The following is a 20,267-nucleotide window of genomic DNA, read 5'->3' as shown; positions in this document are numbered from 1 at the left end:
GAAGGTTCCATGAGCACGACATCGACCACGTACGGCGCTCGCGACCACGCCCGCGCCCAAGCGGGCACGGTGGCCGAAGCGATGCCCGCCATCCCCGCGTCCACCTGGCCGGATCCGCCGCCCGGGATCGACCCGGCGAAGCTGGTCTGGGCCGAGACCGTCGCCGGTGGCGGCTACACCCACAAGGTCCTCGCCCGCGGCACCGAGCTGCGGCTGACCGACGTCGAGGGCGACGCCTGCGCGCATCTGCTGCTGTTCAACGCGGACCAGCCCTGGGAGCGGCTGAACGTCGCGGACACGGTGAAGGTCCAGTGGAACGCCTATCTCGGCGAGGCGATCGCGCTGCTTTCGGACCAGGCGCGGGTGCTCGCGACCGTGGTCACCGACGAGAGCGGCAAACACGACGCCCTCTGCGGAACGTCCACTGTGGACGGCAACGCCGAGCACTACGGGGACGGGAGCCCGCAGGGCGGTTCGCCGTCGGGGAACGCGCTGTTCACCCTCGCCGCCGCCAAACACGGCCTCACCCCGCGCGATCTGCCGCCGAGCCTGTCCTTCTTCCAGGGTGTTCACGTGGAGGCCGACGGAGGGCTGACGTTCACCGGCTCGGCGGGCCCCGGCAAGACCGTGGTCCTGCGCACGGAACTGCCGGTGGTCGTCCTGATCGCCAACGTGCCGCATCCACTCGACCCGCGCCCCGACTACACGGTGACCCCGTTGCGCGTGCTCGCCCAGCAGTCCGCGCCGTCCACTCCGGACAGTCCCGAATGGACTGCGTCACCCGAGGCACAGCGCGCCTTCGAGAACACCGCCGACTACCTCACCGCAAGGGGCCTGGCATGACGATCATCTCCGACACCGAGGTCGCCGCGCGGGCGCCGTACTCCACCGTGCTGCGGAAGGGCGAGACGCTCGCGATCATCGATCTCGGCGGCAACCAGGCCGTCGACTTCCTCTGCTACGACGCCGCCGACACGGCGAAGAGATACAGCGCGGCCGCCACGATCGCCGCACAGCGCAACATCTTCCTGACCACCGGCAGTGTGCTGCGCAGCGGCGAGGGCGCGCCGCTGCTGACCGTCGTCGAAGACACCTGCGGACGGCACGACACGATCGGCGGCGCCTGCAGCAAGGAGTCGAACAGTCTCCGCTACGGCCAGCACACGCGGTACCAGCACGCCTGCGTCGAGAACTTCCTGACCGAGGGCGCCAAATGGGGTCTCGGCAAACGGGATCTGGTCAGCAACGTCAACTGGTACATGAACGTGCCGGTGGAACAGGACGGCACGCTGGGCATCGTCGACGGCATCTCCGCGCCCGGCCTGGAGGTCAAGCTGCGCGCCGAGACCGACGTCCTGGTACTGGTGTCGAACTGCCCGCAGATCAACAACCCGTGCAACGGCTTCGACCCGACACCGGTCCGGATGATCGTCACCGGCGGTGACGCGTGAAGCTGCTCGTCGCCAACCGGGGGGAAATCGCGGTCCGGATCATCCGCACCGCAAAGGAGATGGGCATTCCGACGGTCGCCGTCCACTCCGACGCCGACCGCACGGCCGCGCACGTACGGCTCGCCGACGAAGCCGTCCGGCTCGGCCCGGCGCCGGCGAGGGAGAGCTACCTCCTCGCCGACGCCATCATCGAAGCCGCGTTGAAGACCGGGGCGGACACGATCCACCCCGGTTACGGTTTCCTGTCCGAGGACGCCGCTTTCGCCAGGGCCGTGGAAGCGGCCGGGATCCGGTTCGCCGGGCCCGCCGCGGAGCATCTGGAGGTTTTCGGCAGCAAGCACACCGCACGGGAAAAAGCCGTCGAGGCGCGCGTTCCGCTGCTGCCGGGTACCGGTCTGCTGGCCGGCTTGGAAGACGCCGAGGCGGCGGCGGAGGAGATCGGCTATCCCGTGATGCTCAAGGCCACCGGCGGTGGCGGCGGGATCGGCATGCGCGCCTGCGCGTCCGCCGCTGAACTGCGCGACGCCTGGGAAGCGGTGCAGAGTATCGCGGCCAAGAGCTTTTCGACCTCGGGCGTGTTCCTCGAACGGCTCGTGACCCGCGCGCGGCACGTCGAGGTCCAGGTCTTCGGCGACGGCGCAGGTGAGGTGATGGCGCTGGGCACGCGGGACTGCACCCTGCAGCGGCGCAATCAGAAGGTGCTCGAAGAGTGTCCCGCGCCGGGACTTTCCGAAGCGGTGCGGGAGAAACTGGTCTCGGCGGCCATCGGCCTCTGTGCTTCGGTGCGTTACCGGTCGGCGGGGACGGTCGAGTTCATCTACGACCCGGTCCGCGAAGAAGCCGCGTTCCTCGAAGTCAACACGAGGCTTCAGGTCGAGCATCCGGTGACCGAGGCGGTGTACGGGATCGACCTGGTCGCGTGGATGCTCCGGCTCGCCGACGGCGACACCGGGATGTTCGCCACCGCGCCGTCGCCGCGCGGCCACGCCGTCGAGGCGCGGGTCTACGCCGAGGACCCCGCCGCCGGGCACCGGCCGAGCGCGGGCCTGCTGACCCGCGCCGACTTCCCCGAAGACGTCCGGGTCGACAGCTGGGTCGAGGCCGGCGCGAACGTGACGACGCATTACGACCCGTTGCTCGCCAAGGTGATCACCGTCGGCGCGGACCGGGCAGAGGCGCTGTCCGCACTGGGCGAGGCGCTCGGCGAAAGCCGGGTGGACGGCGTCCGGACGAACCTCGGTCAGCTGCGCGCGGCCGCCGCGGATCGGCGGCTGCACGAGGCCACCCACGACACCGCGACCCTCGACACGATCGCCGACCCCGAACCGCGGATCGAGGTTCTGCGCGGCGGCACGATGACCACCGTCCAGGACTGGCCGGGCCGGCTGGGATTCTGGCACGTGGGTGTCCCGCCGAACGGGCCGATGGACGACCTGTCCCTGCGGCTGGGCAACCGCGCGCTGGGCAATCCCGAAGGCGCGGCGGGCCTGGAGTGCACTGTGGACGGTGTCTCGCTGAAGTTCACCGACGACGCAATCGTTTGCGTCACGGGATCGCCGTCGCCGGTGACCGTCGACGGCGCCCCTGTTCCACAGTGGACGCCGGTCGAGATCCCCGCGGGCGGAGTGCTCGACGTCGGCACCGGGACCGCCGGGCTCCGCGCGTACGTGCTCGTCCGCGGCGGGATCGCCGTGCCGGACTTCCTTGGCAGCGCGGCGACGTTCACGCTCGGCGGTTTCGGCGGGCACGGCGGGCGCGCGCTGGCGACCGGGGACGTCCTCTACCCCGGTCCTCTTCCGGAGCAGGGTGTCACCGGCCCCGTTCCCGAGGCCGAACGCCCGGTCTTCGCCACGCACTGGGAGATCGGCGCGGCGGAGGGACCGCACGCGGCGCCGGAGTTCTTCACCCCGGACGACGTCGAAACGTTCTACGCCACCGACTGGGAGGTGCACTTCAACTCCGCCCGGACCGGTGTCCGGCTGGTCGGGCCCCGGCCCCGCTGGGCCCGGGAGGACGGCGGCGAGGCGGGTCTGCACCCGTCGAACATCCACGACACGCCGTACGCGATCGGGGCCGTCGACTACACCGGTGACCTGCCGATCCTGCTGGGCCCGGACGGGCCGAGCCTCGGCGGCTTCGTCTGCCCGGCGACCGTGGTGACCGGGCAGCGGTGGAAACTCGGCCAGTTGCGGCCGGGCGACACCGTGCGGTTCGTGCCGATCACGACCGAGCACGCGGGCTCTTTGCGTGTCGCGCCGGGCACGGCGGTCAAGGCGAGCCGTAAGCCGATCGACGACGGCGGCATCCTCGGCCGTCTGTCCACATCGGACGAGAACCCCGAGGTCACCTACCGGCGCAGCGGCGACGACAACCTGCTGATCGAGTACGGGCCGATGAAACTCGACCTGGCCCTGCGGATGCGGGTCCACGCGCTGGCCGACAGGCTGGCCGCCGAGGGCCTCGACGGTGTCGTCGACCTGACCCCGGGCATCCGCTCACTGCAGGTCCACGTCGACCCGGACGTGCTCCCGGTGCCGAAACTGCTCGGCCTCGTACAGGAGGTGGAGCACGATCTGCCGCGCACCGCCGACCTCGTGGTACCGAGCCGGACCGTACGGTTGCCGTTGTCCTGGGACGACCCGGCGACGCGCGAGGCGATCGAGCGGTACATGGCGGGCGTGCGCGACGACGCGCCGTGGTGCCCGTGGAACATCGAGTTCATCCGGCGGGTCAACGGTCTGTCCAGTGTGGACGACGTCTATCGCACGGTGTTCGACGCGGAGTACCTGGTGCTCGGGCTCGGCGACGTCTACCTCGGCGCGCCGGTGGCCACCCCGCTGGACCCGCGGCACCGGCTGGTCACCACGAAGTACAACCCGGCGCGGACCTGGACCGCGGAGAACTCCGTGGGCATCGGTGGCTCGTACCTGTGCATCTACGGGATGGAAGGCCCCGGCGGGTATCAGTTCGTCGGGCGGACCGTGCAGGTGTGGAGCGGCTGGCGGCAACGCGGGTCGTTCGAACCGGGTTCACCGTGGCTGCTGCGCTTCTTCGACCGGATCTCGTGGTACCCGGTGACCGCCGAGGAACTGCTCGACCTGCGGGCACAGAGTTCGGCGGGGGAACTGGAACTCGACATCACCGACGGCGAGTTCGCGCTGGCCGACCACGAGCGGTTCCTGGCCGACAACGCCGACGACATCGCCTCCTTCCGGGCGAAGCAGAGCGCGGCGTTCGAAGCGGAACGGCAGGCCTGGGCGGCGGCGGGCGAATTCGACCCGCGACCGGAACCCGTCGGGGCCAAGGTCCCGACCACGAAGGTCGAGGCGCCGCCCGGTGGGCACGTCGTCGAGGCGCCGTTCGCCGCGACCGTGTGGCGGGTGGACGTCGAGCCCGGCAAGAAGGTCGACGCGGCGGAGACACTGGTGATCCTCGAAGCGATGAAGACCGAGGCGCGGATCCCCGCGCCCGCCGCCGGGGAGGTCGTCGAGGTGCTCGTCTCCCCCGGTGATCAGGTCGCCCCCGGCACGCCGCTGGTGGTTCTGGGAAGGAGCGCGGGATGAGCGTGCCGGAGCGGGTGCGCGCCGCGTACCACCGGATCGCGCGGGTCGACCGGCCCGAGATCTGGATCGGCCTGCGGCCGGAGGAAGACGTCCTCGCCGACGCGAAGAAGCTGGAAGCCCGTCGCGCGGCGGGGGAATCCTTGCCGCTGTACGGGAAACTCGCCGCGGTGAAGGGCAACATCGACGTCGCCGGGCTGCCGACGACGGCGGCTTGCCCCGAGTACGCCTACTCGCCCGCCGAGGACGCGCCGGTGGTGGCGCGGCTGCGCGCGGCCGGGGCGCTGATCCTGGGCACGACCAATCTGGACCAGTTCGCGACCGGGCTGGTCGGCACGCGCAGCCCGCACGGCGCGGTCCGGAACGCGATCGATCCCGCGTACGTTTCGGGCGGGTCGAGTTCGGGGTCGGCGGTCGCGGTGGCGCTCGGGATCGCGGATCTCGCGCTGGGCACCGACACCGCCGGATCCGGCCGGGTCCCGGCCGCGTTCAACGGGATCGTGGGGCTGAAGCCGACGCGCGGACTGCTGCCGACGACCGGTGTCGTGCCCGCGTGCGCGAGCATCGACTGCGTGACCGTGTTCGCGCGGACGGTCGACGAGGCGACGGCGGCGTTCGCCTGCGTGAGCGAGCCGCGGGACCTTCCCGTGCTGAACCGCCCATTCCGAATCGGCGTGCCTGAGGAGCTGGGTCCGTTACAGGAAGGCTGGGCCGAGGCTTTCTCCGCGGCGGCTCAAGAATTCCGCGACGCGGGCGCCGAACTGGTCACTGTCGACATATCGGCGTTCCTGGCCGCGGCGCGTCTGCTGTACGAGGGCGCGTTCGTGGCCGAGCGGTACTCGGCGGTCGGCGAGTTCATCGACGCCCACCCGGACTCCGTCGATCCGGCCGTGCGGCGGATCATCAGTGCGGCCAAGGACATCCCGGCGCACCGGTTGTTCTCCGACCTCGCGACGCTCGGGGATCTTTCGCGGGAAGCGTCGGCTGTCTTGTCCACTGTGGACTGCCTGCTGCTGCCAACCACGACGGAACATCCGACGATCGCCGACGTCGAGGCCGATCCGCTGGGCGTGAACGCCCGGCTGGGCCGGTTCACGAACTCGACGAACCTGCTGGGCCTGTCTTCACTGGCCGTGCCCGCCGGGACCGTGGGCGGGCTGCCGTTCGGGGTGATGCTGGTCGGTGCCGCCTACGCCGACCGGATCCTCGCCGACGTCGCCCGCTCGGTGCCGCGGCGGACGCGGATCGCCGTCGTCGGCGCCCATCTGCGCGGGCAGCCGCTGAACCACGAACTGACCTCGCGGGGCGGCCGGTTCGTGGCGGCGGGGCCGACCGCGGCGGAGTACCGGCTGTTCGCGCTGGACACCGTGCCGCCGAAGCCCGGTCTCGTCCGGGTCGCTTCGGGCGGCGCGGCGATCGAGGCCGAGGTGTGGGACCTGCCGCTCGCGGGCTTCGGGGAGTTCGTCGCCGGTGTCCCGGCGCCGCTGGCGATCGGGAAGGTGCGGCTGGCCGACGGGAGCGACGTGTCCGGGTTCGTGTGCGAACCCGGCGCGGTGGAGGGCGCCGAGGACATCACGTCGTACGGCGGGTGGCTCGGGTACTTGAGCCGTTGAGTCACGCCTCGCCGGACGCGTCGCGAAAGCCACTTTCAGGACGTCAGACGTCGCGAAAGTGGCTTTCGCGACACCCAGCCGCCGACGGCCCCGCAGGAACGTCGCGAAAGCCACTTTCGCAACGTTGAAGGTTGCGAAAGTGGCTTTCGCAACGCCGCCCCCACCTGGGCTTTCCGATTCGGTTGGCTTCACGGGGCGTTCTGGGAACAACCTCACAAACCCTGGCGCCCCGCCGGACGCTGGGTAGTTTCGAGGTGGTGCCGACCACATCCATCTCCAGCCGCCGGACCGTGATCAGCGTGTTCGTGGCGCTGGGACTCGTCGTGGCCGCGATGGTGACGCTGGGCGCCACCGGCTTCGCCGTCAAGCAGGTGACCGGGCAGGCGCTCGCGGTCCTCGAAGAGGTCCCCGGACCCGAGTCCGGCCCGACTTGCGCCGTCGACAAGCGCTATGTCGACGAAGAGACCTTCGGCATGCGCCCGGACGTGATCGACGCGTGGAACGCCCTCCGCGCGAAGGCCAAGGAGCAGAACGTCACGCTCTGCGTGAACGACGGCAAACGCAGCCGGGCCCAGCAGCAACGTGAGTTCGACAAGGCCGTCGAGCGGTTCGGCTCCGTGGAGCAGGCCAAGAAATGGGCACTGCAGCCGGAGACTTCCATGCACGTCAAGGGAATCGCCGTCGACATCCAGCCGCTGAACTCGGCCGCCTGGGTGGACAAGAACGGCGGCGCGCTCGGCTGGTGCCGCCGCTACGACAACGAGAAGTGGCACTTCGAATACGACCCGGCTTGGATCACCGCCGGCTGCCCCGCCCTGCTCCCCAGCGCCACCGGCAACTAGCGCGTATCTCGCGTGCTTGAAGACGTAACTCGCGTGATTGAAGGCGTAACTCCTCTGAACACGCGAGTTACGCCTTCAATCACGCGAGATACGCCTCCAGACACGCGAGTTACGCCTCCAGACACGCGAGTTACGCCTAGGCCAGCGTTTCGGCGACGTACTTCGCGGCCTCGGCGAGGAGCGCCTGGTCGTACGGAGCGTCCTTGGTCGCTTTGCTGGACATGATCGCGACGACGATCGGCGCCTTGTCCGGCGGCCACACGACGGCGATGTCGTTCAGCGTGCCGTACTCGCCGGTCCCGGTCTTGTCGGCGACGGTCCAGCCGGACGGCAGGCCCGCGCGGATCCGCTGGGCGCCGGTGGTGTTGCGCTGGAAGAGGTCGCGCAGGAAGTCCCGTTTGTCGGCCGTCAGCGTGTCGCCCAGCACGATCTCCCGGTAGTCAGCGGCGAAGGCCCGCGGCGTCGTGGTGTCGCGAAGGTCGCCCGGCGTCGCTTCGGTGATGGCCGGTTCGACCCGGTCCATCCGCGTGACGGTGTCGCCGAGGCTGCGCGTGAACGCCGTCAGTTCGGCTGGACCGCCGAGGTCCCGCAGCAGCAGGTTGCCCGCGGTGCCGTCGCTGAACCGGATGGCGGCGTCGCACAACTGGCGGATCGTCATGCCGGTGGCGACGTGCCGCCCGGTGACCGGGGCGTGTTTCATCAGGTCGTCCCGCGAGTATTCGACCCGGGTTTCCAGATGCGACAACGGATTGCGCTGCAGGACCGCGGCGGCGGCCACCCCTTTGAACGTCGAACAGAACGCGAAACGCTCGTCGGCCCGATACTCGACCGTGGCACCGCCTCCGGTGTCGACCGCGTACACGCCGAGCCTGGCGTCGAACTTCTTCTCCAGCTCCATCAGCCGGTCGTGGAACTGACGCGTAGTGGGTGGTGGCGGAGGAGCAGGCGTCGGCGGCGCGGGCGGATTCCCCCGGGTGCAGGCGGCCAGCGGCGCGAGGACCGCCATCCCCAGCAGCGCGCGACGGGTGACGGCCGGCCCCGGCGAGTTCATCGTGATCCCTCCCCCTGATCACTTCGAACATAGCAACTTCCCCACGGCCCCCGGATCGGCCAAGCGGCCGAGGCGGGTGACCCCGGGAGTGTGCCTTCGCCCACTCGACCGGGCCACCATCCTGGTTACCGACGGGTAACCGGGGCTAGGGTGCGGTCAGGACTACCTCAACTTCAGGAGCATTCGTGGCCGCAGGAGCAACACCGCTCGCGCCGAACGCGCGGTCGGTACGCAATGTCGCCTTCGTCGAAGGGGTGCGAACGCCCTTCGGCAAGGCAGGCGAAAAGGGTATGTACGCCGGCACCCGTGCCGACGATCTCGTCGTCAACGCCATCCGTGAACTGCTGCGGCGGCACCCCGAGCTGCCGCCCGAGCGCGTCGACGAGGTGGCGATCGCCGCCACCACCCAGATCGGGGACCAGGGCCTGACCATCGGCCGCACCGCCGCGCTGCTGGCCGGTCTGCCGAAGTCGGTGCCCGGCTTCGCGCTGGACCGGATGTGCGCGGGCGCGATGACCGCGGTCACCACGACCGCGAGCGGGATCGGCATCGGCGCGTACGACATCGCCATCGCCGGCGGCGTCGAGCACATGGGCCGCCACCCGATGGGCGAGGGCGTCGACCCGAACCCGCGCATCATCGCCGACAAGCTCGTCGACCCGACGGCGCTCGTGATGGGCCAGACCGCGGAGAACCTGCACGACCGGTTCCCTGCCATCACCAAGCAGCGCACCGACGCCTTCGCCGCGCGCAGCCAGGAGAAGTACGCCGAGGCCGTGAAGACCGGCAAGATCGGCCCCGAGCTGGTCCCGGTCGCCACCCGGTCCAAGGAACTCGGCTGGGGTCTCGCGACCGAGGACGAGCCGCCGCGCCCCGGCACCACCGTCGAGCAGCTCGCCGGGCTGAAGACGCCGTTCCGCCCGCACGGCCGGATCACCGCGGGCAACGCGGCCGGTCTCAACGACGGCGCCACCGCGGCCCTGCTCGCCGACGAGGACACCGCCCGCGAGCTCGGCCTGCCGATCGGCATGCGCCTGGTGGGCTACTCCTTCGCCGGCGTCGAGCCGGAGGTCATGGGCATCGGTCCGGTCCCGGCCACCGAGAAGCTGTTCAAGCGCACCGGCCTGTCGATCGACGACATCGGCCTGTTCGAGATCAACGAGGCGTTCGCGGTCCAGGTGCTCGCGTTCCTCGACCACTTCGGCATCGCCGACGACGACCCCCGCGTCAACCAGTGGGGTGGCGCGATCGCCTGCGGTCACCCGCTCGCGTCGTCCGGCGTCCGGCTGATGACGCAGCTCTCGCGTCAGTTCGCCGAGCGTCCCGACGTGCGCTACGGCCTGACCACCATGTGCATCGGTATCGGCATGGGCGGCACGGTTATTTGGGAGAACCCGGCCTTTGAGGGGGCGAAGTAATGACTTTCACCGCTGAGCAGGCGAAAGCCGCCTTCCCCGACGAGGTCGTCACGAACGCGGTCACGCGTCTGGTGAAGGTGCCCGGGCTCGACAAGCCGGTCGCCCTGATCACCCTGGACAACGGCCACGACCACACCCGGCCGAACACCTTCGGCCCGCAGGGCCTGGTGAGCCTCGACGCCGCGATCGACGCCGCCTTCGCCGCGGAACCCGCCGCGATCGCGGTCACCGGCAAGCCGTTCATCTTCGCCGTCGGCGCCGACCTTTCCGGTGTCGAAGCGGTCGCGGATCCCGCGCTGGCGCGGGAGATCGCGCAGACCGGGCACGACGTGTTCCGGCGGCTCACCGAATCGGAGATCCCGACCTTCGGATTCGTCAACGGCGCGGTGATGGGCGGCGGGCTCGAACTCGCGCTCTCCTGCCACTACCGCACGCTGTCGGAGAACACCGCCGCGATCGCGTTCCCCGAGGTCTTCCTCGGCCTGTTCCCGGGTTGGGGCGGCACACAGCTGCTGCCGAACCTCATCGGCCCGGACGCCGCGGTGACCGTGATCATCGAGAACGCGCTGGCGCAGAACAAGATGCTGAAGGTCGCGCAGGCGGCGGAGCTCGGCATCGTCGACGAGGTCTTCGGTTCTGCCGACTACCTGGAGCAGTCCCTGCTGTGGCTGGCGAAGGTCGTCAACGGCGAGATCACCCCCGCCCGCCGCGAGATCGACCGCGGCGCGGGCTGGGACGCCGCGATCGCCCGCGCCAAGGCCATTGTGGACGGACGCACCAAGGGCGCGTCCCCCGGCGCGACCAAGGCCGTCGAGCTGCTGGAGCTGGCCCGCGAGAACGATCTCGACCGCGGTTACGCGGCCGAGACCGACGGGCTCGCCGAACTGCTGATGGACGACACCCTGCGTGCCGGGCTGTACTCGTTCAACCTGGTCAACAAGCGCGCCAAGCGGCCGGCGGGCGCGCCGGACAAGTCGCTGGCGCGCAAGGTGAACAAGGTCGGCATCGTCGGCGCGGGCCTGATGGCCAGCCAGATGGCGCTGCTGTTCGTCCGCCGCCTCAAGGTGCCGGTGGTGCTCACCGACGTCGACCAGGAACGCGTCGACAAGGGTGTGTCCTATGTGCACGATGAGATCGACAAGCTGCTGGCCAAGAAGCGGGTTTCGCCGGACGGCGCGAACCGGCTGAAGGCGCTCGTCACCGGCTCGCTCGACAAGTCCGCGTTCGCCGACGCCGACTTCGTGATCGAGGCGGTGTTCGAGGAGCTGGGCGTCAAGCAGAAGGTCTTCGCCGACCTGGAGCAGTACGTCTCGCCCGAGGCGATCCTGGCGACGAACACCTCGTCGCTGTCGATCACCGCGATGGCGTCGCAGCTCAAGCACCCGGAGCGCGTGGTCGGGTTCCACTTCTTCAACCCGGTCGCGGTGATGCCGCTGCTGGAGATCGTCCGCGCGGAGAAGACCGACGACGCCGCGCTGGCGACGGCGTTCGCGCTCGGCAAGCAGCTCAAGAAGTCGAGCGTGCTGGTCAAGGACGCGTCCGCGTTCGTGGTCAACCGGCTGCTGCTGCGGTTCCTCGGCGAGGTGCTGGTGACCGTCGACGAGGGCACGCCGTTCGACGTCGCCGACAAGGCACTCGAACCGCTGGGCCTGCCGATGACGCCGATGACGCTGATGCAGCTGGTCGGCCCGGCGATCGCCCTGCACGTCGGGGAGACCCTGCACGAGGCGTTCCCGGACCGGTTCACCGTCAGCGAGAACCTGGACCGCTTCGTGAAGGCGGGCAAGAAGGGCGTCTGGCAGTGGGACGACAAGGGCAACGCCACCGTCGACCCGGAGGTGGCCGAGCTCTGGCAGCGGGGCGACTCGCCGTCGACGTCCGAGCAGGTGCGTGACCGCGCGCTCGCCGCGATCGCCGAAGAGATCCGGATCATGCTCGACGAGGGCGTGGTCGCGGAGGCGCAGGACATCGACCTGTGCCTGATCCTCGGCGCGGGCTGGCCGTTCTGGCTCGGCGGAATCACGCCGTACCTCGACCGGGCGGGTGTGTCCGAGAAGGTCAACGGCAAGCCGTTCCTGGCCCCGGGCGTGGCGAGCGTGCCGCTCTCCTGAGCCTCGACGAAAGGCCACCGTCGGCGATCCCTTGATCGCAGGCGGTGGCCTTTCACGTTTTCCGCGGATTTGATGGCGAGCCGCTACGTTTTCGTGAAGCCTTGGGCCTGTACGGGAAAGTTCGTCTCCCCGGCCATCCCCCGGGGAGACGGGCCGTCAGCGTTCCCCCGAAGGCGGGCAGGGCGGCGGCGTGGCCGTCAGCTGAGCGGCGATCCGCGCGGGATCGAGCACGTCGACGTTCTTCGCCTCGGGGAACCGCTGCCGCAGCTCGTTCGCCCACGCTTCGACGTCGGTTCCGGCGACGGGGACCAGATGCACGACCGCCGGCAGGGCATCCGGTGTCGCGTTCTCCAGCAACTCCGGCTTGTTCGCGAAAAGCTCCTTGAACCGCTCGTACGCCTGCGCCTTGGTTTCGGTGAACACCCGCCGGGCCTTCGGATCGTCCCGGAGGGCCTGGGCAGCGGTGTTCATGTCCTCGTCGGCGTCGATGAACACCGCCAGCCGGAGCCCGCAGAGTTCCCGCTCCCCCAGCGGAACGGGCACGGTGTCCCGGGGCAACGCCGCCGGGGCGGGCGGATCGGTGACCCGGTTCAGGACGACGACGGCCGTCGTCACGACGGCGGCGACGACGACCAGGACCGCGACGACTCCGACCACCCAGAGCAACCGCCGCGGTGCCTTGGGTGTCCGTTCCGGTTGTTCCACAGGGACGATCATCACACGGCGCGGTTCATTCGCCGTCCGGACATCACCTGTTCAGCCGGGCTCTTTACCGTGCCGCCGGTGAACAGCGAAAAGCCCGGCGTCGACCGCCGCGGATTCCTCAAGCGCGCGGGCCTCGTGTCCGCGGCGGCCGCGGGTGCCCCGCTCGCCGCCACCGCCCCGGCGGAAGCCCTCGACCTGAACCTCGACATCGATGTCGACCTGCTCTTCGGCCGGGACCGCTACCGGTGGCTGGTGGGTGATCACCACATCCACACGCAGTACTCCTACGACGCTATGTACACAGTGGACGGAATCGCCGTCGACGCGCGCCGCCACGGGGCGGACTGGGCGGTGATCACCGATCACGGCCACGCCGCGCACGAGAAGTCGTCGGTGGAGCGCACGGACGCCGCGATCCGGGCGGCGCAGCGCGAGCACCCCGATCTCCTGCTGTGGCAGGGCATGGAGTGGAACGTGCCGGGCGCCGAGCACGCCACGCTGTTCTTCCAGGCGGGGGCGAACCAGGCCGCGAAGCTGCGGGAGTTCGAGCGCACCTTCGACTGGCGGCTGACCGGGACCGAGCCGGGCACCCCGGACAACGAGGCGCTGGCCGTCGCCGCGATCCGCTGGCTCGCCGCCGAAGAGCGGGCCCGCCGAATCCACGCGCCGGTGGTGGTCGTCAACCATCCGCTGCGCAACGGCCGGATCGCCCCGCACGAGATCCGCGCGCTGCGCGACGCCGCGCCCGGGATCGTCATCGGCATGGAAGGCGCGCCGGGCGCCCAGGCCGACGGCTTCCCGAAACCGCTCGGGAGCGGCGGCGGCGCGCGTGGCGGGTACGGCAACTCCCCCGGTTCGAACTCGTGGCCGGGTTTCCCCGCGTCGGCGTACCGCACCTACGGCGGCTTCGATTGGAGCACCGCGACCGTCGGCGGGCTCTGGGATTCGATGCTGGCCGAAGGAAAGCCGTGGTGGATCACGAGCAACTCCGACTCGCACTACAACCGCGGCGACACTCATGTCCGGCCCGGAGTCCCGGACGGCTACTACGACGAGCACGGCGCCTACCCGGACCCGATCGACACCGGCGTCCCGCAGACTCTGCCGCCGTACGCGGATTTCGCGCCCGCCGAGTTCAGCAGGACCGTCGTCGGTGTGTCGCGCCGAAGCCACGAAGGTGTGTTGGAGGGCCTGCGCGCGGGACGCGTCTGGGTGGTCCACGGCGGGCTCGCGCAGGAACTGGAGTTCGGCGCGTACAGCGGGTGGAGCTCGGCGACGATGGGCGGCAGGCTGCGGGTCCGGCGCGGATCCGACGTCACGGTCGTCGTCTCGGCGAAGCTGGCCGCCCGGCCGAACGGCGGCGGCACGATCCCCCGGCTCGCGCGGCTCGACCTCGTTTCGGGACCGGTGACCGGCCCGGCCGCCGACCGGGACACGCAGACCGCCCCGGGCACGCGGGTCGTGCGGTCCTTCGAACCGCGGTGGGCGCCGGGCCGGCGGGTGGCCTTCCGGCACACGTTCCGCAACGTGCGCGAGCCGTTCTTCGTGCGCACGCGCGGCACGGACGGCAAGAAGCACGTGGCCGGCGGGATCGAACCGAGCGCCGACGTGGTCGGGCAGTCGAACCCGTTCGAAGACCTGTGGCTCTACGGGAACCCGATCTTCGTGGACGTGCGGTAGGCGACCGGGGCCGGGTCTAGGCGCCCAGTGTGTCCGGATCCGGTCCCAGCCGCTTGCCTTGCTCAAGGGTCGCGATCGCGGCGCCGTCGTGCGCGTCGAGCGCGAAGTCGAAGACGTCGATGTTCTCCTTGATCCGTTCCGGCGTGACGGACTTCGGAATCACGAGATGGTTCATCTCGACATGCCAGCGCAGCACGGCCTGCGCCGGCGTCTTGCCGTGCTTCTCCGCGATCGTGGTGATCTTCTCGTCGGCGAGCAGCTCCCCACCGCGCGCCAGCGGGCCCCAGGCCTCGGTGACGATCTCGTGCTTCTCGTGGAAGTTCCGCAGCAACGGCTGCTGCAGCCACGGGTGGCATTCGATCTGGTTCACCGCCGGGACGATCCCGGTCTCCTCGATCAGCCGCTCCAGATGCGGGATCTGGAAGTTCGAGACGCCGATCGCCTTCGCCCGGCCGTCGGAAGCGATCTTTTCCAGCGCCCGCCACGTTTCCACGTACTTGTCCTGCACGGGCAGCGGCCAGTGGATCAGGTACAGGTCGACGTACTCGAGGCCGAGCTCGCCGAGGCTGGTGTCGAAGGCGCGCAACGCCGAGTCGTAGCCGTGCTCGGTGTTCCACAGTTTCGTGGTGACGAACAGTTCCTCGCGGGGCAGCCCGCTGGTGCGGACGGCCTCGCCGACTCCGCGTTCGTTGGCGTACAGCGTGGCGGTGTCGATGGCCCGGTAACCCGCCTCGATGGCGGTGCGGACCGCGGCCACGACCTCGTCGTCGCCGATCTTGTACACCCCGAACCCGAGTTGCGGGAGGGACGTTCCGTTGTTCAGCCGAATACTGGGGACCATGGTCGAACAGTAACCCCAGCCGGGGGTCAGGGCAGAGCGGGAAGGTGCACGGTCACCGAAAGACCGCCGCCCACAACGGGTTCCGCGGACACCGTGCCGCCGTGCGCCTGGACCGCGGCCCGCACGATCGAAAGCCCCAGCCCGGCGCCGGTGCGGGCGGTCCTGGCGACACCGGCGCGGCGGAACGGTTCGAACAGTTCGGGGACCGCGGCCGGGTCGAGCAGGCCGCCGGACGACCGCACCCGCAGCACCGACCACTGTGGACCCGCCTGCGTGACGACGTCCAGCCACCCGCCGTCGACGTTGTGCCGCACGGCGTTCTCCAGCAGGTTTCCCGCGATCCGCTCCAGCAGCGCCGGATCGCCGAACGTCGGCGCGCCCTGGGTCGCGAATTCGACGCGGAGACCGCGTTTCTCCGCGTCCGGCCGCGCCGCGCGCCACGCGGTCGCGACGATCACCGCGAGATCGACCGGTTCCCTGGCCACCAGTCCCGCGCCGTCGGTGCGCGCGAGCAGCAGCAGCGAACCGACCAGCCGCTCGGCCCGCTCGGTCGCGTCGCGGACCACACCCGCCATCCGGCGTAATTCGGCTTCGTCCGCGTGCTCGTCGGCGAGGGTGACGTCGAGTTCGGTGCGGATGACCGCGAGTGGCGTCCGCAGTTCGTGGCTGGCGTTCGCGACGAAATGCCGCTGCGCGTCGAACGCGGCCTGCAGCCGGTCCAGCATGTCATCGAAGGTCTCGGCCAGTTCGGCGAGCTCGTCCTTCGTGCGGACCTCGCCGATCCGCTCGCCCATCGATTCGATCGACAGACGCCGCGCGGTACCGGTGATCTCGCGCAGCGGTTGCAGGACCCGCGCGGTGAACGTCCACGCGAGGATCCCCGCCGCCAGCACGACGAAACAGAACGCGACCGCGCCGAAGAGCAGCACCCGGTTCCTGGCGTACACCCGCAGATGCTCGGTGACCGCGGATGCGTCGACGTCGACGCCGTCGACCCGCACCGTGGTGCCCGGCGGCAGCTGCGGGACGGCGGAAACCGCGTCACCGACCAGGTTCCAGGTCAGCCAGAGCAACAGGAGGCTGACCAGTGCCACCAGCCCGGTCGCGAGCAGCGTGACCCGCGCGCGCAGGCTGCGGGCACCGGACAGGTTCACCCGCGTGCGGTCCCCTGCTCCGGCACCCGGTAGCCGGAGCCGACGACGGTCTCGATGATGCCCGGCTCGCCGAGCTTCTTGCGCAGGGTCATCACGGTGACCCGGACGGTGGTGGTGAACGGGTCGGCGTTCTCGTCCCACACGCGTTCGAGCAGTTCCTCGCTGCTGACCACCGAGCCGGCGGCCGACAGCAGCACCTCGAGCACGCCGAACTCCTTGCGGGTCAGCTCGATCGGACCGCTCGCGCGGCGGACGGTCCGCCTCGCCGGGTCCAGTTCGACGTCGCCCGAAGTCAGCAGCGGCGGCGCGGCCGGGGTCGCGCGGCGGCCGAGCGCCCGCACACGCGCGACGAGTTCGGGGAAGGCGAACGGTTTGGCGAGATAGTCGTCGGCGCCGAGGGAAAGCCCGTCGACGCGGTCCGAGACGGAACTGCTCGCGGTGAGCATCAGGACGCGGGTCAGCTCGCCGGACGCGACGATCTCGCGGCACAGGTCGTCGCCGGACATGCCGGGGAGGTCGCGGTCGAGCAGCACGACGTCGTACCGGGTGACGGCCGCCTTCTCGTGCCCGTCGTCACCGGTGAGCGCGATGTCCACCGCCATGCCCTCGCGCCGCAGGCCGCGTGCGATCGCGTCGGCGAGGGGTTCTTCGTCTTCGACTACCAGAATTCGCACGACCCTACGTTGCCACACATTCCTGAGAGTGACCTTATTGGACCAACCGGCGGTGACCGTTCGGTACCGGTGGTCGTGAGTGGCGTTTCGGGTTCTAACCCGAAACGCCACTCACGACCACCGCAAGGCGAACCACAGCCGCATCCGGATCTCCGGATCCGCCAGGTCCACCCCCAGCGCCCGTTCGATCTGCCCGATCCGGTGCCGGACGCTGTTGCGGTGCACGCCGAGTTCGGCGGCCGTCCGGTCCCAGCCGCCGTGGTGCGCGAGCCAGGTGCGCAGCGTCCCGACCAGTTCGCGGTCACCCTTCCGGTCGAGTTCGCGCAGGGGCGCCAGCGCCTGGGCGGCGAACCCGGCGGCGGCGCCCGGATCGATCAGCGCGTCCAGCCCCGCGGTGCCTTCCGCCACGATCGGCCGTTCCAGCGCGGCGGCCCGCGTCAGCAGCAGCTCGATCTCCCCCGCCGCTTCGGGAAGCCGTGCGGGCGGGACGGGCGAACCCACGACCGCGAGCCAGCCGTCGGCGCGGAGCCGGTCGAGGTCGCCGATCTCCGGCGCCTCGCGGACGATCGCGGTGAACCGCGGGCCCGGCCGCAACCGCACGAGCGGGGTGTCGAGCCGGGCGCGCAACCAGTCGTAACGGGCGGCGACCTCGTTCGGCCCCCGGCGGTACGCGATCCCCGCGACCAAACGGCGTTCGTCCCCGCCGATCACGCCGGTCTCCCCCAGTAGCAACGCCGTGGCGGTGGCGCCCAGTCCGGCCGCGTCCGAACCCGCGCGGCCCGCCAGCCCGAGCAGCGCCGCCCCGACCGACAGGATCGAGCGGTCCGCGCCGTCGAACCGGGCGACGCGGCCGACCACGACCAGATGCGACGCCGTCGCCTGCGGGTACACCGGCTGCGCGACGACGTGGGTGCCGTCGGCCAGTTCCGTGGTCGCGCTGCGGATCCCCCGGCCCGTCCGGAGCGTGGCGAGGAGCTCGCGGACTTCCGCGGGCAGCGGCGACGGCGCCCCGTGGTCCGCGGCGAGGACGTCGTCGACGCCGACCAGCGCCACCCAGGCCCCGAGCCGCCCGGCCAGCGCGCCGGCCAGTTCGCCGAGCCCCTCACCGGCCGCCCTGGTCAGCGCCTCGCGCGCGATCGCGATCCGCCGCTGCTCCCGCTGCCCCGCCTCGGCGAGGGCGACCGACACCGCGCGGCTGATCGCCAGGAACGGCGTCCGCGGCTGGACGACCAGCAGCGGGAGCCCGTGCCGGGCGCACGCCGTCCGCAACGGCGGCGGCAGCGTCTCGTAGGCCCCCGGTGTGAGTCCGAACCCCAGCGCGGAGATCCCGCTTTCGGCCAGCCGCCGGACGTAGCGGTCGATCTCGGCAGGCTCGACCGGCAGGTTCACCCCGGCGGTGAGCAGCAGTTCCGCCCCGAGGAGGTACGGCGCGGGATCCAGCAGCTCGCTGACGTGGGCCCAGCGCACCGGGGCGTCGAGCGCGCCCGGCCGCAGGGTCTCCACGACCGGGTCGAGTGCCAGTTCCGGGTTGCCGACCACGGCCCGTAACGGGACATTCACATCCGCGTCGAACGGATCGTGGCTTTGGGTCATTTCATCCTCACTCACGCCAGAGTTCGGATGGATCATCCCATGTCGTTCAAGCCGCGAACGAACCTACGGTGACCCGAACGAAGCGAACAGCCCAAGTCAAGGAGGACACCGTGGCCGGTGACTACGCGGTGATCGCGCTCTACATAGCGGGCATGATCGGGGTCGGCTGGTTCGGGCTGCGGCTCGCCAAGACCAAATCCGACTACCTCGTCGCGGGCCGCCGCCTCGGCTGGTTCATGTACTCGGGCACGATGTCCGCGGTCGTCCTCGGCGGCGCTTCGACGGTCGGCGGGGTGAAGCTCGGCTACACCTACGGCATCTCCGGCGCCTGGCTCGTGATCGCGATCGGCGTCGGCATCCTGGTCCTCCACACGCTGTTCGCGCGGCGGCTGGTGAAACTGCGGGTCTACACCGTCGGCGAGATGCTCGACCTGCGCTACGGCGGTTCCACCAGCACCATCTCCGGCGTGGTCATGTGGGGCTACACGCTGATGCTGACCGTCACCTCGACGCTGGCGTTCGCCACCATCTTCAAGGTCCTGTTCAACGTGCCGAGCTGGGCGGGCATCGCCATCGGCGGGTCGATCGTGGTGCTCTACTCGGTGCTCGGCGGCATGTGGTCGATCACGCTGACCGACATCGTCCAGTTCGTCATCAAGACCATCGGCATCCTGCTGATCCTCCTGCCGGTCTCGATCGTCTCCGCGGGCGGTTTCGACGGGATGGCCGCGCGGCTGGACGAGAGCTACTTCGAACTGACCGCCATCGGCGGCGACACGATCTTCACCTACTTCCTCATCTACAGCTTCGGCCTCTTGATCGGCCAGGACATCTGGCAGCGCGTGTTCACCGCGCGGACGCCGGGCATCGCGACCGGCGGCGGCGTCATCTCCGGTGTCTACTGCCTGGTCTACGGTCTCGCCGGCGCGCTGATCGGCACCGCGGCCAAGACGCTGTACCCGAACCTCGCCAGCGCGCAGGACGCGTTCGCGACCATCGTCGAGGACCAGCTGCCCTCCGGGGTCCGCGGGCTGGTGCTCGCGGCGGCGCTCTCGGCGATGATGTCGACCGCGAGCGGTGCGCTCATCGCGTGCTCGACGGTCAGCACCTCGGACCTGCTTTCCAAGCTGGGCCTGAAGAAGGCCGTCAACGAGGTCACGAGGAACCGGGTCACCACGCTGGTACTCGGCATCGCGGCGATCGGCATCGCGATGGTCGTGGACGACGTCGTCAACGCGCTGACCATCGCCTACGACATCCTCGTCGGCGGCCTGCTGGTCGCGATCATCGGCGGGCTGGCCTGGAAACGCGGCACCCGCCAGGGCGCGCTCGCGTCGATGGTCGTCGGCACCGTCGTGGTCATCACGTTCATGTTCGTCGACGGAGTCGAGGCCAACAGCCCGATCTACTGGGGCCTCGGGTCCAGTCTCGCGGTGTACCTGCTGGTCAGCTTCCTCACCCCGCGGACCTCGGACGAGATCCTCTCCGTGTGGACCCGCCGCCTGAACGGCAGCGCGGCCGACGAAGAAGAAGAGGCGAAACTCGCCGCTTCGCAGTCCTGACAACCATTCGAA

General features: G+C 70.4%; 15 protein-coding genes. 9 read left to right on the top strand and 6 right to left on the bottom strand.

Going from position 1 to position 20,267, the window contains the following annotated elements:
- Positions 1–9: 9 nt before the first annotated feature.
- The 5 genes from ACZ1DY_RS15680 (at position 10) to ACZ1DY_RS15660 (ending at position 7,466) form a co-directional block, all read left to right on the top strand.
- A complete protein-coding gene (locus tag ACZ1DY_RS15680) occupies positions 10–843 on the top strand; it encodes an urea amidolyase associated protein UAAP1 (RefSeq protein ID WP_465484780.1) in 834 nt (277 codons plus the stop codon).
- Positions 840–1,451: an urea amidolyase associated protein UAAP2 gene (locus ACZ1DY_RS15675; protein WP_465484779.1), complete on the top strand. Its 612-nt coding sequence runs from the start codon at positions 840–842 to the stop codon at positions 1,449–1,451. The genes ACZ1DY_RS15680 and ACZ1DY_RS15675 overlap by 4 nt, the downstream gene beginning before the upstream one ends.
- On the top strand, positions 1,448–5,014 hold the full coding sequence (gene uca / locus ACZ1DY_RS15670; protein WP_465484778.1) for an urea carboxylase: 3,567 nt from the start codon (positions 1,448–1,450) through the stop codon (positions 5,012–5,014). Before ACZ1DY_RS15675 ends, uca begins: the two co-directional genes overlap by 4 nt.
- On the top strand, positions 5,011–6,624 hold the full coding sequence (gene atzF / locus ACZ1DY_RS15665; protein ID WP_465484777.1) for an allophanate hydrolase: 1,614 nt from the start codon (positions 5,011–5,013) through the stop codon (positions 6,622–6,624). Before uca ends, atzF begins: the two co-directional genes overlap by 4 nt.
- Before the next feature lie 254 nt (positions 6,625–6,878).
- Positions 6,879–7,466, top strand: coding sequence for a D-alanyl-D-alanine carboxypeptidase family protein (locus ACZ1DY_RS15660; RefSeq protein WP_126731566.1), 588 nt, complete (start codon positions 6,879–6,881; stop codon positions 7,464–7,466).
- Between the two features lie 136 nt (positions 7,467–7,602).
- Here ACZ1DY_RS15660 and bla read toward each other — a convergent pair whose 3' ends face one another.
- Entirely contained in the window at positions 7,603–8,517 is a 915-nt protein-coding gene (bla, locus tag ACZ1DY_RS15655) for a class A beta-lactamase (protein ID WP_465484776.1), read from the bottom strand.
- A gap of 185 nt (positions 8,518–8,702) precedes the next feature.
- Between bla and ACZ1DY_RS15650 the strand changes: the two genes are divergently transcribed.
- The gene (locus ACZ1DY_RS15650; protein WP_257487871.1) at positions 8,703–9,935 is read left to right on the top strand and encodes a thiolase family protein; all 1,233 of its coding nucleotides are present in this window, start codon (positions 8,703–8,705) and stop codon (positions 9,933–9,935) included.
- Positions 9,935–12,046 carry a 3-hydroxyacyl-CoA dehydrogenase NAD-binding domain-containing protein gene (locus ACZ1DY_RS15645; RefSeq protein ID WP_465484775.1) on the top strand — a complete coding sequence of 704 codons (2,112 nt, stop codon included), beginning with the start codon at positions 9,935–9,937 and terminating at the stop codon, positions 12,044–12,046. The genes ACZ1DY_RS15650 and ACZ1DY_RS15645 overlap by 1 nt, the downstream gene beginning before the upstream one ends.
- 156 nt (positions 12,047–12,202) lie before the next feature.
- Here the strand turns inward: ACZ1DY_RS15645 and ACZ1DY_RS15640 are convergent, their stop codons facing one another.
- A complete protein-coding gene (locus tag ACZ1DY_RS15640) occupies positions 12,203–12,751 on the bottom strand; it encodes a permease-like cell division protein FtsX (RefSeq protein ID WP_465484774.1) in 549 nt (182 codons plus the stop codon).
- A gap of 78 nt (positions 12,752–12,829) precedes the next feature.
- Here ACZ1DY_RS15640 and ACZ1DY_RS15635 point away from each other — a divergent pair, with 78 nt between their 5' ends.
- On the top strand, positions 12,830–14,431 hold the full coding sequence (locus ACZ1DY_RS15635; RefSeq protein WP_257487874.1) for a CehA/McbA family metallohydrolase domain-containing protein: 1,602 nt from the start codon (positions 12,830–12,832) through the stop codon (positions 14,429–14,431).
- 16 nt (positions 14,432–14,447) lie between these two features.
- Here ACZ1DY_RS15635 and ACZ1DY_RS15630 read toward each other — a convergent pair whose 3' ends face one another.
- The 4 genes from ACZ1DY_RS15630 to ACZ1DY_RS15615 all read right to left on the bottom strand — a co-directional run bounded on the left by ACZ1DY_RS15630 (position 14,448) and on the right by ACZ1DY_RS15615 (position 18,693).
- Positions 14,448–15,272, bottom strand: a complete 825-nt coding sequence (locus ACZ1DY_RS15630; RefSeq protein ID WP_465484773.1) for an aldo/keto reductase — start codon at positions 15,270–15,272, stop codon at positions 14,448–14,450.
- A gap of 26 nt (positions 15,273–15,298) precedes the next feature.
- Positions 15,299–16,426 (bottom strand): sensor histidine kinase, encoded by a 1,128-nt coding sequence (locus tag ACZ1DY_RS15625; protein WP_126731554.1) that lies wholly within the window; start codon positions 16,424–16,426, stop codon positions 15,299–15,301.
- Entirely contained in the window at positions 16,423–17,100 is a 678-nt protein-coding gene (locus ACZ1DY_RS15620) for a response regulator transcription factor (RefSeq protein ID WP_185927010.1), read from the bottom strand. Before ACZ1DY_RS15620 ends, ACZ1DY_RS15625 begins: the two co-directional genes overlap by 4 nt.
- 111 nt (positions 17,101–17,211) lie before the next feature.
- Complete coding sequence (locus ACZ1DY_RS15615) at positions 17,212–18,693, bottom strand: PucR family transcriptional regulator (RefSeq protein WP_465484772.1); 1,482 nt, start codon at positions 18,691–18,693, stop codon at positions 17,212–17,214.
- A 110-nt stretch (positions 18,694–18,803) separates the two neighbouring features.
- Between ACZ1DY_RS15615 and ACZ1DY_RS15610 the strand changes: the two genes are divergently transcribed.
- The gene (locus ACZ1DY_RS15610; RefSeq protein ID WP_257487876.1) at positions 18,804–20,255 is read left to right on the top strand and encodes a sodium:solute symporter family protein; all 1,452 of its coding nucleotides are present in this window, start codon (positions 18,804–18,806) and stop codon (positions 20,253–20,255) included.
- Positions 20,256–20,267: the final 12 nt, after the last annotated feature.

Source organism: Amycolatopsis sp. PSD-21, assembly GCF_055561455.1.
This window is presented reverse-complemented; position numbering and strand designations above follow the sequence as displayed.